Annotated in this window: 11 protein-coding genes; 2 read left to right on the top strand and 9 right to left on the bottom strand. The window is 71.2% G+C overall.

The window, feature by feature from the left end; translation table 11 throughout:
• The first annotated feature begins 88 nt into the window (after positions 1-88).
• Positions 89-1,363, top strand: coding sequence for a cation:proton antiporter domain-containing protein (locus BGK67_RS31875; RefSeq protein WP_079154489.1), 1,275 nt, complete (start codon positions 89-91; stop codon positions 1,361-1,363).
• A 28-nt stretch (positions 1,364-1,391) separates the two neighbouring features.
• Here BGK67_RS31875 and BGK67_RS31870 read toward each other — a convergent pair whose 3' ends face one another.
• The 5 genes from BGK67_RS31870 to BGK67_RS31850 form a co-directional block, all read right to left on the bottom strand.
• A complete protein-coding gene (locus tag BGK67_RS31870) occupies positions 1,392-2,570 on the bottom strand; it encodes a winged helix DNA-binding domain-containing protein (protein WP_069923306.1) in 1,179 nt (392 codons plus the stop codon).
• Positions 2,571-2,783: 213 nt separating this feature from the next.
• The gene (locus BGK67_RS31865; RefSeq protein WP_069923305.1) at positions 2,784-3,356 is read right to left on the bottom strand and encodes a dihydrofolate reductase family protein; all 573 of its coding nucleotides are present in this window, start codon (positions 3,354-3,356) and stop codon (positions 2,784-2,786) included.
• A 249-nt stretch (positions 3,357-3,605) separates the two neighbouring features.
• Positions 3,606-4,250 carry a CatB-related O-acetyltransferase gene (locus BGK67_RS31860; protein WP_069923304.1) on the bottom strand — a complete coding sequence of 215 codons (645 nt, stop codon included), beginning with the start codon at positions 4,248-4,250 and terminating at the stop codon, positions 3,606-3,608.
• A 139-nt stretch (positions 4,251-4,389) separates the two neighbouring features.
• A complete protein-coding gene (locus BGK67_RS31855) occupies positions 4,390-6,120 on the bottom strand; it encodes a BCCT family transporter (protein ID WP_208948770.1) in 1,731 nt (576 codons plus the stop codon).
• A gap of 329 nt (positions 6,121-6,449) precedes the next feature.
• A complete protein-coding gene (locus BGK67_RS31850) occupies positions 6,450-6,827 on the bottom strand; it encodes a VOC family protein (protein ID WP_069923303.1) in 378 nt (125 codons plus the stop codon).
• Positions 6,828-7,146: 319 nt separating this feature from the next.
• On the opposite strand from BGK67_RS31850, the gene BGK67_RS31845 reads away from it, so the two are divergent.
• Positions 7,147-8,640 (top strand): MFS transporter, encoded by a 1,494-nt coding sequence (locus BGK67_RS31845; protein ID WP_069923302.1) that lies wholly within the window; start codon positions 7,147-7,149, stop codon positions 8,638-8,640.
• Positions 8,641-8,841: 201 nt separating this feature from the next.
• On the opposite strand, the gene BGK67_RS31840 is transcribed toward BGK67_RS31845, so the two are convergent.
• The 4 genes from BGK67_RS31840 to BGK67_RS31825 form a co-directional block, all read right to left on the bottom strand.
• On the bottom strand, positions 8,842-9,963 hold the full coding sequence (locus tag BGK67_RS31840) for a mechanosensitive ion channel family protein (protein WP_069923301.1): 1,122 nt from the start codon (positions 9,961-9,963) through the stop codon (positions 8,842-8,844).
• 193 nt (positions 9,964-10,156) lie between these two features.
• Entirely contained in the window at positions 10,157-11,410 is a 1,254-nt protein-coding gene (locus BGK67_RS31835) for a C15 family peptidase (protein ID WP_107488901.1), read from the bottom strand.
• Between the two features lie 166 nt (positions 11,411-11,576).
• On the bottom strand, positions 11,577-12,668 hold the full coding sequence (gene sbnB, locus BGK67_RS31830; protein ID WP_069923299.1) for a 2,3-diaminopropionate biosynthesis protein SbnB: 1,092 nt from the start codon (positions 12,666-12,668) through the stop codon (positions 11,577-11,579).
• Positions 12,665-13,675: a TauD/TfdA family dioxygenase gene (locus BGK67_RS31825; protein ID WP_069924265.1), complete on the bottom strand. Its 1,011-nt coding sequence runs from the start codon at positions 13,673-13,675 to the stop codon at positions 12,665-12,667. The genes sbnB and BGK67_RS31825 overlap by 4 nt, the downstream gene beginning before the upstream one ends.
• Between the last annotated feature and the right edge of the window lie 82 nt (positions 13,676-13,757).

Below are 13,757 nucleotides of genomic sequence, written 5' to 3'. Positions count from 1 at the left end.
GGTCCGCCCGGCCTGCGCCGCACGTTCCCCGAAACCGCGTCGGATCTGCCTGTCGCGGTCCCTCATGAACTGATCCGTTTCGGACAGGATGGGACGGGTGACCTTCTCCGACGCCGTGTACCTGGCCATGGGAATCGGTGCGCTGGGCGCCGCCGTGCTCCCCCGGCTCGTCTTCCGCCGACCGCTGTCCATGCCGATGGTGTTCCTCGCCGCCGGGGCTCTGGCCGCGGCCCTTCCGCTGTCCGTGCCGGTGGTGGAACCCGTGCGGGACCGGCTGTGGGTCGAGCACGCCACCGAGCTGTGCGTCATCGTCTCCCTGATGGGAGCCGGGCTCGCGCTGAACCGTCCCGTCGGCTGGCGGCGCTGGATGGGCCCCTGGCGGCTGCTGGGGATCAGCATGCCGCTGACCATCGCCGTGATGGCCGCGGCAGCGGCGCTGCTGCTCCAGTGGCCGCTCGCCGCGGCGCTACTGCTGGCGGCCGTGCTGTCGCCGACGGACCCGGTTCTCGCGGCGGAGGTCCGGGTGGGCGAGCCGACCGACGCGGAGGACGACGAGGACGAGGTCCGGTTCTCCCTCACCGCCGAGGCGGGGCTCAACGACGGACTCGCCTTCCCGTTCGTACTGGCCGCCCTCGCACTCGCCGCGGCCTCCCAGGGGGCGGGGGCGACGGACTGGATCGGGAAGTGGTTCCTCCTCGACGTACTGGTCCGGACCGTCGTCGGCCTCGCCGTCGGTATCACCGCCGGACGGCTGCTGGGCCTGCTGTTCTTCCGGGCCCGCCCTTGGGCGCTGCGGCTGTCGGAGCACATGGAGGGCTTCGTCGCGCTCGGCGCCACGTTCGTGGCGTACGGAGCGGCCGAACTGCTGCACGGCTACGGGTTCCTCGCCGTCTTCGTCACGGCCTGCTCCATCCGGTCCGCCGAACGCGCCCACGGCTACCACAAGGTGCTGCACGAGTTCACCGAACAGATCGAACGACTGCTGACCGTCTTCCTGCTCTTCCTGCTCGGGGGCTACCTCGTCCGGTACGGCCTGCCTTCGCTGACGTGGCAGGGCGCTGTCGTCGGGCTGCTCCTGGTCCTGGTCGTCCGGCCCGCCGCCGGATGGGTGGGCCTCCTGGGCACGGTGGCCGGCCCCCGCGAACGCCTGGTCACAGCCGTGTTCGGGATCCGCGGCATCGGATCCTTGTTCTACGTCGCCTACGCCCTCGGCCACAGCGAACACCTCGGCGCGTGGGCAGGGCAGCTGTGGGCCGTCGTATCGTTCACCGTCCTGCTCTCGGTGTTCCTGCACGGCACGGCCGCCACCCCCGGCATCCGCCGCCTGGACCGCCTCCGGCGCTCCTCCCCCACACCCCCCTGACGCGCGCACGGGAACGGGCGCGGCGCGGTCAGCCGCCGGCCAGCCGGCGTTCGAGGGGAGTGCGCAGGCTGGGCCGGATGCGGATCTCCCCGAGGAACGCGGCCAGGCGGGCCGTCTCGGTGGCGATCGCCGCCCGTGCCGCCCTGGTGCCGCCTTCGGGTGTGAGCAGGTGGGTGGCGATCTCGCCGTCCGGACGCTGGGCCCAGCCCCCGACGATGCGGCCGTCCCACCAGATGGTGGGGCCGATGTTGCCGGAGGCGTCGAAGAGTTCGGGAACGAGGTTTGGGTCGAGGTACCAGTCGCGGTGTCGCCAGCCCATGGCGGTGGGGTCCAGGGAGGGCAGCAGGGCAGCGGCGGGTTCGGCTGCGGAGGGCAGGTCGAGCTGGTCGGGAAGGGCATGGCCAGGACCGTGGGCGAGGTCGACCGCCACGGCTGGGGTGCGGGCCAGGGCCCGGCGGGTGTCCGTAAGGGTCCAGCCGGTCCACCACGTGACGTCCTCGGTGGTCGAGGGGCCGAAGGAGCGCAGGTAGCGGGTACAGAGTTCGGCACGGGCGTCGTCGGCCGGGAGGTCGGGATGGGGTTCGGCCGGCGACCAGCGGAACTGCGAGGACGCCCAGGTGCCCAACGGGCGCCCGCGCCGGATGCGGCCTTGCGCGGCCATCACGCCGAGCACCCGGCTCGTGATGCGGGGTGTCGCCTGATACGGCTTTCCGGGCGAGACCATGATCTGGGTGCGCAGGACGGGCACGGCGGCCGCGAGCTCGGCGGCGGTGGCTTCGCCGAAGTCGGCCAGCGCCTCGAGGACCTCCTCCTCGGCGGCGGCCAGCCACTCCTCGCCGTGGCCGTGCTGCTCCCCCAGCGCCTTCAGGAGGCCTCTGCGCTCCCGGGCCGCGACGGTCCTCGCGGTCGACGCGTCGACCACGGGCGCCAGGTCGCGGGGCACCACGAACATGGTGCGGCGCATGCACAGCATCCGCAGCAGGCTCCGCTCCTCGTACAAGGCCCGCTCCAGGCGCGCCGGCGCCGGATCGGTCATGCGGGCGGCCACCGCCAGGTAGACGGTGGCCGGGTCCGTGGCGTGCAGGGCGAGGAGGGCATCGGCGACCTGCTCGGGCGTCGCCGCCCGCGCCGCGGGGGCCAGGAGGTGGGCGGTGCCGAGGCGGGCGCGCCGCTGCTCGTCGGTGATCCTCGGTCGGGAAGTCGTCATGCGCGGGCCGGCGGCGGCCGAGGCCGTCAGGGCCGTCCTTTCGCTGGTACGAGTGGGAGGCGCCCGGCCCCGGACGGGCTGTCCGGAGCCTAGCGCTGCTGTCGGGGTCGGTGGGCCGACAACCCCAGAGTGCCCCCCTTTGCGGACAGGGCCTGTCCGCAAACTCGTGCGTTCTGCGCAGGGGTCGCGACGGCACGGCCGGCGGACACCGTGTCAGCGGACGACGTCGAAGACGTTCTTCTGCAGGCCGTTGGCGTACACCTCGTGCTCGACGAGCTTCAGCTTCTGGGCGTCCTTGTCCGTGGTGCTGAAGAGACGCTTGCCCGCCCCGAGCAGCAGCGGGAAGACGAGGAGGTGGTAACGGTCGATCAGGCCGGCGTCCGAGAGGGCCTGGTTCAGGGAAGCGCTGCCGTGGACGATGATCGGCCCGCCCTCGGTCTCCTTCAGGGCGGCGACCTCGTCGAGTGAGCGCAGGATCGTCGTCTCACCCCAGTTCGCCACCAGGTCGTCCTCGGCAAGGGTGGTGGAGACGACGTACTTCGGCATTTCCTTGTAGTCGGCGAAGTCCTCCATGTCCGGCCACACCGCGCTGAACGCCTCGTAGCTGGCCCGGCCCAGCAGCATCGCGGTGACTTCCTTCTGCTCGCGGCCCTTGATCTCGTAGGCCTCGGGGAGGAACTCGATGTCCTTGAAGGTCCAGCCGGAGTTCCGGTAGCCGGGCTCGCCGCCGGGGCCCTCGACTACACCGTCGAGGGAGACGAAGGCGGTGCTGATCAGCGTACGCATCTGGGGATCCTCGGTTTCTCGTGTCTGTTCTCGGCAGGTTCGGCCGGTGCACGCTTCGGCCACGCTCGTGGCCGTGGCGCACCCACCATGCTCTATGACTGCGGATCACGGAGGAACTCATCGGTCATCGCCGATCCCGTCGCCGGCCGGTCAGGGCATCTCGTCCCCGAGCCGCCGCCCTCCGCAGCACCACCCCGCTGGGAGGGTCGAGGTTCCGCACCCCGTGGAACACGTGGCCGGTGGGCCGGCTCAGGCCCGTGGTGCGATCTCTTCGAGGTCGTCGACGGTGCCGGACATGATGGTCCGGATGTGTGCGGTGAGGTGGTCCGCGGGCCAGTCCCACCAGGCGAGGTCGAGCAGACGGGCGATCTCGTCTTCGCTGTAGCGGGTACGGATGAGTTTGGCCGGGTTGCCGCCGACAATGCCGTAGTCGGGGACGTCGTCCACGACCACGGCGCCGGACGCGATGACCGCGCCGTGCCCGATGCGCACCCCGGGCATCACCATGGTGTGGTAGCCGAACCAGACGTCGTTGCCGACGACGGTGTCACCCCTGCCTGGCAGACCGGCCAGCAGGTCGAAGTGCTCGGCCCAGGATCCCCCCATGATGGGGAACGGGAAGGTGGAGGGGCCGTCCATCCGGTGGTTGGCACCGTTCATGATGAACCGCACCCCGGCACCCAGCGCGCAGAACTTCCCGATGACCAGCCTCTCCGGACCGTAGTGGTAGAGCACGTTGCGGGACTCGAACGCGGTCGGATCCTGCGGGTCGTCGTAGTACGAGTACTCCCCGACCTCGATCAGCGGCGAGGTCACCAGCGGCTTCAGCAGAACCACGCGCGGCTGGTCGGGCATCGGGTGGAGCACCGTCGGGTCCGCGGGAAGCTGGTGCATGGCAGTCACTCTCGGTTCGGCACGGGCAGTGGATGCCCTCATTCTGCGCACGGCGCACGGCTGTTCCGCTCAGTCTTCCGCCCCGACGGACGACGGCCCGGTGCGCAGACCGGCCGGGCCGACGCGTGCGGGGTGCGCCTCAGGGCGACGGGGGCGGGGTTCCCGGGTCTTCGCGGCCGCGGTCTTCCTTCGTCTCCCTGGGGGGCTCGTCCTTGGCCGGGCCGATGCGGATCTCGAACTCGCCCGCGTACTTCTCGTGACCGGCGATCACGGCTTCCTCCACCGCCTCCTCGGCGAGTTCGCTACGGACGATCAGGGGGTCCCGACGGAGGTCCCGCAGGAGGGCCCAGCACATGCCGATCATCACCAGGACGAACGGGGCGGCGACGAGGATCGTCAGGTGTTGCAGGCCCGCGAGCGCGTCGCCCTTGCCCTCGCCGACGAGCAGCATCACCGCCGCCACGCCGCCGGTCACCACGCCCCAGAAGACGACGATGGACCGAGCCGGCTCGAAGGTGCCCTTCTGGGAGAGGGTGCCCATCACGATCGACGCCGCGTCCGCGCCGGAGACGAAGAAGATGCCGACCAGGACCATCACGAGCAGGCTCATCACCCCGGCGATCGGGAACTCCTGGAGCACGCCGAAGAGCTGCGCCTCGGGCGTGGTCGCCTCGCCGAGGGCTCCCTGCTCCTTCAGCCGCATGGCCGTACCGCCGAAGACGGCGAACCAGACCAGGCTCACGGTGCTGGGCACCAGGATGACGCCGCCGACGAACTGGCGGATCGTGCGGCCCCGGCTGATGCGGGCGATGAACATGCCGACGAACGGCGTCCAGGAGATCCACCAGGCCCAGTAGAAGACCGTCCAGCTGCTCAGCCAGTCCGCGACGTCACCGCCGCCGGTGGACGCCTCGGTGCGGCCGATCAGCTGGGGCAGCTCGTCGAAGTAGGCGGCGAGGGAGGTGGGGATCAGGTCGAGGACCAGGATGGTGGGACCGACGACGAACACGAAGAGGGCGAGGATGACGGCCAGCACCATGTTGATGTTGGAGAGCCACTGGATGCCCTTCTCCACGCCGGAGACGGCGGAGAAGACGAAGCAGACGGTCAGTACGCCGATGATGGCGACGAGCAGCCCCGTCCCGGCCTTGCCCAGCCAGCCCACCTCGTGCATGCCGCTGCCGATCTGGAGCGCGCCGAGTCCGAGGGACGTGGCGGAGCCGAACAGCGTGGCGAAGATCGCCAGGATGTCGATCACCCGGCCGGGCGCGCCCTCGGCGCGCTTCTTCCCGAGGAGGGGGACGAAGACGGCGCTGATCGTCTGCCGCCTGCGGCGCCGGAAGGTGCTGTAGGCGATGGCCAGGCCGACGACCGCGTAGATGGCCCACGGGTGCAGCGTCCAGTGGAAGAGGGTGGTGGCGAGGGCCGTCTGCATGGCGTCCGCCGCGTCCGCGGGGTCGGTGCCCGGCGGCGGGGTGGTGTAGTGCGCGAGGGGTTCGCTGACGCCGTAGAACATCAGGCCGATGCCCATGCCGGCGCTGAACATCATGGCGACCCAGGAGACGGTGCTGAACTCCGGCTTCTCGTGCTCCTGTCCCAGCTCGATCCGTCCGTACCGGCTGATGGCGAGCCAGAGCGCGAAGACGACGAACCCGGAGGCGGCCAGGACGAACGCCCAGCCGCCGTTGTGCATCAGGCCGTTCAGCAGGGTGTCGGAGACGCTCTCCAGGGCACTGGTGGCCGTGACGCCCCAGATCACGAAGCCCAAGGTCAGCACGGCCGTCACGCCGAAGACCACCCGGTCGGTGACGGGCGGCTTTTCCTCCTGCGGGTGGCGGCCGGGCAGGGCCGCCTTCACGGGCAGCCGCATCCTTTGCCCCCGTTTGCGTTGCTCCTGAGACACAGGCGGCACCTTTCGCGATCATGGCCCGTTTTGGCTTCTGATATCCCGTACCACGGCGCACACACCCGTCCCTGCATCAACAGGCGTCGATCGGCGCCCGGCTGCGAGGTGATAGGCCGCACGGGTGGCCGGCAGCGGCGCGGGGCACGGGAGCGAGCCGCGGCCCCCACCGCGGTACGAAGGCGCCGTCGGGCCGGCCCGACGGATCGGATAGGGGACGCCAGCCAGGCCGCCGCTTCGTCGGGGTGGCCGAAGCGGAGGTTGTGGAGAGGTGCGAAGGTTCTACGGGCGCAGCCCTATCGCGGCACCCTGTCGGACTCACTGCGCAGAACGCAGAATTCGTTGCCTTCGGGATCGGCGAGGACCGCCCAGCCCGAGCCGTCGGGGTTCCGGTGGTCAGCGACGAAGGTGGCGCCGAGGGCCAGCAGCCGGTCCACCTCCTGATCGCGCGAGGTCTCAGGGCGCAGGCACAGGTGGATGCGGTTCTTGATCGTCTTGGCCTCGGGCACCTGGTTGAAGTACAGCACCGGGCCCTCCGCCAACAGCACCTGCGTCTCCCGGTCCCCCGGCCTGACGTCCGGATGCATCGGACGGCCCGTCACGCCGCTCCAGAACCGCGCCAGCTCGTAGGCGTCCGCGCAGTCGATCGCCACGTTCTGCAATATCGAAACCATGCGCCCCAGCCTTCCCGATCGGCACTCGGGATGCCACCGAGTTGCGCTCAGCCTCATCCGCGTCGTCGGGGCGGCGGCGACCCCCGGGGGCGGGGCCGACGTGGACGCCGCGCGGGTGTGTCGCGGCGGGTAGGTCCGGAGACTGCGCGCAAGCTGGGACTCGCCTCCGCCGTCGAGCCGATCACGGGAACGCCCTGGGCCGCGTGCGGCCACGGGCGGGACGCGCGGGCAGCCGTCCGTGACGGGGACCGCATGTCCGACGGGTTCGCGGGAACCCGGCACGGCAAGGTCGTTCGAGATGGAGGGAACGGGGAAAAATATGGCATCCGACTCGTCGCCGGCGTCCGTGCCGGCCACCGCGGCCACCGTCACCACAGCCGTGCCGGCCCGCCTCGACCGCCTGCCGTGGTCCCGGTGGCACTGGATGATCGTGATCGGCCTCGGCACCGTCTGGATCCTCGACGGACTCGAGGTCACCATCGTCGGCAACGTCGCCGGCCGCCTCGCCGAGGAAGGCAGCGGCCTCGACATCACCGCCGCCCAGGTGACCGGTATCGCCGCCGCCCTCTACGTGGCGGGCGCCTGCACGGGCGCGCTCTTCTTCGGATGGCTGACGGACCGCTACGGCCGCAAGAAGCTCTTCATGGTGACCTTGGCCGTCTACCTGGGCGCGACCGCGATGACCGCGCTGTCCTTCGAGTCCTGGTGGTTCTTCCTCTTCCGCTTCCTCACCGGCTTCGGTATCGGCGGTGAGTACGCGGCCATCAACTCGGCGATCGACGAGCTGATCCCGTCCCTCTACCGGGGCCGGGTCGACCTCATCATCAACGGCAGCTACTGGCTGGGGGCGATCGGCGGCGCCCTGCTGTCCGTCGTGTTGCTGGACACCGCCATCTTCCCCGCGGACCTCGGCTGGCGGCTCAGTTTCGCGCTCGGCGTCGTCCTCGGCCTCGTCATCCTGCTCGTACGCCGGCACGTCCCGGAGAGCCCACGCTGGCAGTTCATCCACGGCAAGGAGGAGGACGCCGAGGCACTGGTGTCGTCCGTGGAGCGGGAGATCGAGCAGGAGAAGGGCGAACCCCTCCCGCCGCCGGCCGGTGAGATCACCATCCACCAGCGCAAAAGCATCGGCTTCGGCCTGATCGCCAAGACGGTCTTCGGCCGCTACCCGCGCCGGGCCTTCCTCGGCCTGTCCCTCTTCATCGGCCAGGCGTTCCTCTACAACGCCGTCACCTTCGGCTTCGGCACCATCCTCATCACGTTCTTCGACGTGCCGACGGGCCACACCGGCTACTACTTCGCCGTCATCGCCGCGGGCAACTTCCTCGGACCCCTGCTGCTGGGCAAGCTGTTCGACACGCTCGGCCGCCGGATCATGATCTCCTCCACCTACCTGATCTCGGGCGTGCTCCTGTTCGTCACGGCCTGGCAGTTCGACCGCGGTTCGCTCACGGCGACGAGCATGACGGCCTGGTGGTGCGTGGTGCTGTTCTTCGCGTCGGCGGGCGCCTCCAGCGCGTACCTGACCGTCTCGGAGATCTTCCCCATGGAGACCCGCGCCATGGCCATCGCCTTCTTCTACGCCCTCGGCACCGCGGCCGGCGGCATCAGCGGCCCGCTGATCTTCGCCGACCTCACCGAGTCGGGGGTGGTCGGCGACACGGCCCTCGCCTTCCGGATCGGCGCGGCGCTGATGTGCGCCGCCGGCGTCGTGGCGGCCTTCCTGGCGGTCAAGGCCGAGCGCCGCTCGCTGGAGGACATCGCCGAGCCGCTCTCGGTGGCGAAGCCGACCGCCACGGTCGGCTCGGCGTGACCACGTCCTTCGCGTCCGGCGGGCGTCGGCGTACGGCGCTCTAGTGCTGTGGCCGGGAAGGTTTGCCGGGTCGCGGCGTCCGGTGCGGTGCATCGCAAGGCGGAGGGCCACGGCTCGTACCGGACGTACTCGAGTGGCCCGGCAACGCGGCGAGGTGCCGTGCCGGGGGCCGCGACCCGGTGAACCTTTCCGGCCACAGCACTAGCGACCGCTGTCCGTGAGGACCGTCGGTGACGCCCCGCGCTGGTGGGGCACCGGCACCGGCACCGGCACCTGCGAGGCCGGTGCCGGGAACTCCTCCTGCCGCAGGGCGACCGTACGTGTCGGGGCGGGGATGGAGATGCCCTCCGCGCGGAACCGCCGGTGCAGCCGCTTGATGAACTCGTGCTTGATCCGGTACTGGTCGCTGAACTCGCCCACACCCAGGATCACGGTGAAGTCGATGCGGGAGTCCGCGAACGTGTGGAAGCGGACGGCCGCTTCGTGCTCCGGGACCGCGCCGCTGATGTCGGCCATCACGCCGTCGACGACGTCGAGGGTCACTCGCTCGACGTGCTCCAGGTCGCTCTCGTAGCCCACTCCCACCTGGACCAGGATCGAGAACTTGGCCTCCGGCTGGGTGAAGTTGGTCATGTTCGTCCGCGCGAGGCGGCCGTTGGGAATGATGACCAGGTTGTTCGACAGGTTGCGTACCACGGTGTTGCGCCAGTTGATGTCGACGACGTACCCCTCCTCGCCGCTGGTGAGCCGGATGTAGTCACCGGGCTGCACGGTCTTCGAGGCGAGGATGTGCACTCCGGCGAAGAGGTTGGCGAGGGTGTCCTGGAGGGCCAGGGCCACGGCCAGGCCGCCCACTCCGAGGGCGGTGACCAGGGGCGCGATGGACACGCCGAGGGTCTCCAGGGCGACGAGCACGCCCATCACGAGGACCACGATCCGGGTGATGTTGACGAAGATGGACGCCGATCCGGCCACCCCGGTGCGCGCCCCCGCCACGGACTGGACGAGGCCCGCGACGACCCGCGCGGTGCTGAGCGTGGCGATGAGGATGAGCAGCGCGGTCAGGGACTGGTTCACGATCCCCGAGACCCGCGCGGTGAGCGGCAGGGTCGTGGCGGCCACCGCGGCGCCCGCGATGAGCGCGGCGCCCGGGGCGATGGTGCGCAGCGCCTCGACGATGATGTCGTCGCCCCGCCACCGGGTCCGCTCGGCGTGCCGGCCCAGCCACCGCAGGAGGGCCCGCAGGAGCAGCCCGGCCGCGGCGCCCGCCGCCAGCGCGATCCCCGCGACCAGCCAGTCGTGCAGCACGAGATCCCGGTTCAACGGACCCCCTCCGCTGCGCGGCGCCGGCCCGGGGGCGTGGCGAGGGGCGCTGCCGACCGTCGTATGAGGTGTGTGGTCACCTTGTCACCTGTCAGTTCGTTGTGCTGTAAGGCGCGTTCGGGCGTATGTACGCATCCTGAACGGGCTGCCATCCTCCCCCATGGCGGGTGACGCACCGCGGGCGGGGCGGCGGCTAACGCCGTACGGCGGCGTGTTCGAGGACCGCGCGGACCTCCGCGGTGATCGCGCTCTCGTTGCGTTCGAACTCGGGCCCGGTGAGCAGTTGGGGGTCGGCCGGCAGACCGGTGAGCACCGGGGTGTGGAGGTGGCCGCCGGGCAGGTGCGGGGCGAGTTCGGCGCGCAGCCGGTTGGAGCGGTAGGCGACCTCGTTGGACAGGTAGCCGCCCCCGCCCCCGGCCACGGCCCGGGAGCCCGGTGTGGGGCCGTCGGGCCGGTCGACGGGAGCGGTGGCGCCCGCCGGGATCTCGGTCACCTCGGTGTTGAGGAGGACGGGATACGGGGTCTGCACGGCGGCGGTCACCGCGTCGGCGGGCAGGGTGGTGCGGATGAACTCAGGGCCGGGGCCGAGTCCGGGGGCCGTCACCGGACGTTCGCGGGTGCCGCCGGAGAGGGTGCGCGCGTTGTCGGGGTACGGGTCGGCGGACCGCGCCCGTCCGGCCCAGTCCTCCAGGGTGAAGATGCCGGGGTAGCCCTGGCTGACGGTGGTGATGATGTGGGCCGAGGCGGGCCCGGCGGCCAGCCGCGGGGCGAAGGCCCGCTCCACCATGCCGGCGTCGAAGTCGGCGTACCGCACGGGCAGGACGACGGCGCGGATCTCGGCGGGGCTGCCGTCCGCGAGGGTCACGCGCCGCCCGTTGAGCTGGAGGGCCGCCGATCCGGACGGGTTGGCGCGGCGGATCTCCGCGTCGAGGCCGAAGGGATCGAATCCGCTGATGAAGATCCTTCGGACGCCGGGCGCCGGCCGGAAGGCGTTGTCGGTGAGGCCGCGGGAGGCGTCCTCGAAGCGGGCGCGGAGCGCAGCCCGGTCGATGCTGAACTGCGGTTGCCAGCGGGCGAGTACGGCGGTCATGCCGAGCCGCGCCCAGTACAGAGGCCGGTCGTCCCCGGGGGCGAGGTCGCCGCCGGGCCGCTGTCCCTGGGCCCTGCGTACGGAGGCCTGCCACAGGGCCTGGCCCCAGGAGTCGAGGAGCCGTTCGGCCTCGGCGGGGCCGCGCGTCGCGCACAGGGCGGCGGGAAGGCGCCGTACGAAGTCCCCGAGGCCGGCTCGCTCGACCAGGGCGGTGGTACGGGCGTCCGCGAGCCGTTCCTGTTCGGCGTCGAGGGTGACCGGGGCCGGGGGGCGGCAGGCGGACACGCCGTCGGCCGCGTGTGCGGGCGAGGCGACGGACACGGGCAGGAGCGTGGCGAGGAGGGCAGCGGCCGACACCGCACGACGTAAGACCATCATGCGGTGTGACATTACATAGCCGCTGGGACCCTCACCAGGGACAAGCCGCCGAGGCCGCGGGGACTGGCTCAACTCCGCCGCTGTCGCGTCTCGTTCGCCGCACCGAGCAGGTTGCCCGCCAGGCGGGCCGCCGCTCGGGGGCCCCTCAGCCGTATCGCCGGAGCTCGTGGAAGAAGCCGTCGATGACCTGGAGCTGTCCGGTGCGGGCCGCCTCGTCGTAGACGTGTTTGCCGACGGCGAGGTCGAGCACGCCCAGACCGAAGGGCGAGAACACCACCGGCCGGTCCTGCGGCAGCGCCGCGCGGCCCGTCGTCACGTCGTGCAGCGTGCCGGCCAGGAACTCGCGGTTCCCGGTGAGCTGTTCGGCCAGGTGGGGGGAGGTGTCGGCCTTCAGGCAGTGCTCGATGTCGTCGACGATGTTGGTCGGGGCGAGCAGGATCTCGGGGGCGAGGTCGCGCAGCGACACGTGCAGGACCAGGGGGTTGTGGTCGAACCACGCCGGGTCGGTGATGTGCGGCCGGTCGGCGATGGTGGCGAAGACGAGCAGGTCGCTGGAGCGGATCAGCGCTTCGGGGCTGTCGTGCACGGTGATCCGGGTGGTCGTGTCCGTTCCTTGCAGGTAGCTCTGGAAGCCGGCCGCGCTGTCGGCGGAGATGTCGTGCACGCCGATCTCGTCGAAGGACCAGCCGGTCGCGGCCAGGAAGGTGTGGATGTAGCGGGCGATGAGGCCTGTGCCGAAGAATCCGACGCGGGCCGGTCGTGTCCCCCGGTGTCGGCTGAGCGTGCGGGCCGCCGATGCGGCCATCGCGGCGGTCCGGGTGGCGCTGATGATGGAGCTCTCCAGGCAGGCGAACGGGTAGCCGGTGTCGTGGTCGTTGAGGATGAGCACCGCCGAGGCCCTGGGGAGGCCGGCCTGCACGTTGCCGGGGAAGCTGGAGATCCACTTGAGGCCGTCCACCCGCGCCTGTCCGCCGATCGATGCGGGCAGCGCGATGATGCGGGCCGTCGGGCGGTCGGGGAAGCGCAGGAAGTACGACGGCGGGTTCACCGACTGCCCCACGGAGTGGAGGTGGTAGGTGTCCTCGATCAGCTCCATGATCTGGCGTTCCTGGCCCTGGAGGGTGTGTTGGACCTGTGCTCCGGGGATCACGGCGAACGGCGGCACGGTGAACTGCGGTGACGCCGCGACCGGGTCGGACAGGGGGGACTGCGTGGGGGTGGGGCGGACGGTGGTCATCGGGTGCTCCCCTCGGAGGCTGCGGTCGGGGTGGGCGGCAAGGAGGCCGGGGCGTGCGGTGCGGCCATGGCGACGAGGACCTCGCGCGGCGGCTCGAACGCTTCCCTGCTGTGGGCGGTACGGATGTTGTCGATGAGCATGAGGTCGCCGGACTGCCACGGCTCGCGGACGGTGTGCTCGGCGTAGACCGTGTTGATCAGCTCGACCATGTCCTCGCTGATCGGAGCGCCGTCGCCGAAGCGGGTGTTGAACGGCAGGGCTTCGGGTCCGTAGACGTCGACGAGGTACTCCCGGATCTCGGGCGCCAGGGTCCACTCGTTGAGGAACGCGATCTGGTTGAACCAGCAGCGCCGGCCGGTGACCGGATGGCGCACGACGGCGGGGCGGCGCTGGCTGGTGCGCAGGCTGCCGTCGCCCTGCCAGGTGAACTCGATGGAGTTGGCGCGGCAGTAGTTCTCGACGGCGGCCGGGTCCTCGGTGCCGAATGCCTCGGTCCAGGAGGCGCCGATGTCGTCGTTGTAGGTCCGGGTGAGCAGCCAGCCTTCCTCTTCGAACCGGTGGACGAGTTCCGGCGGCAGGGCGTCCAGGACGGTGGCCGAGTCCGCGAGGGCGGTGGCTCCGCCCTCGGCGGGCGCCGTCAGGCAGGCCAGCAGCATCAGACCGGGAGGGCTGTGGGTGTAGCTGAGCTCGTGGTGCATGCACATGGGCTGGTTGGCCGGCCACACCGTGGAGGAGTACACGCCGGGGGCGTGGGTCTGACGGGGGGCGAAGGTCTCGGTGTCGGCCATCAGGGCGGGCACCAATTGACCGAAGACGGCAGCCGCTTGCGCGGAGTCGCACAGGCCGAGCCCGCGGACGAGGACTGCGCCGTGCTCGGTGACGAGGCCGTGCAGGGTGTGGCGCTGTGCGGCCGCCCAGGCCGGCAGTTCGGCCGGTGCGGGGGTGGGGACGTGCAGGATCGGGGGTGCGCCGGGGCTCAGGTCCAGCCTGGGAGCGGGCGTGGACATGGGCGCGGTGCCGGGGCTGGTCGGGGCGGGGCGGGTGAACGACATGGTCTGTGTCCTTTCAGGGGTGTTGAGGAGGCCGGCC

Origin of the sequence: Streptomyces subrutilus (assembly GCF_001746425.1) — a bacterium.
GTDB classification, from domain to species: domain Bacteria; phylum Actinomycetota; class Actinomycetes; order Streptomycetales; family Streptomycetaceae; genus Streptomyces; species Streptomyces subrutilus_A.
The sequence above is the reverse complement of the archived record's forward strand: the minus strand, read 5'-3'. Positions and strand labels throughout refer to the sequence as shown.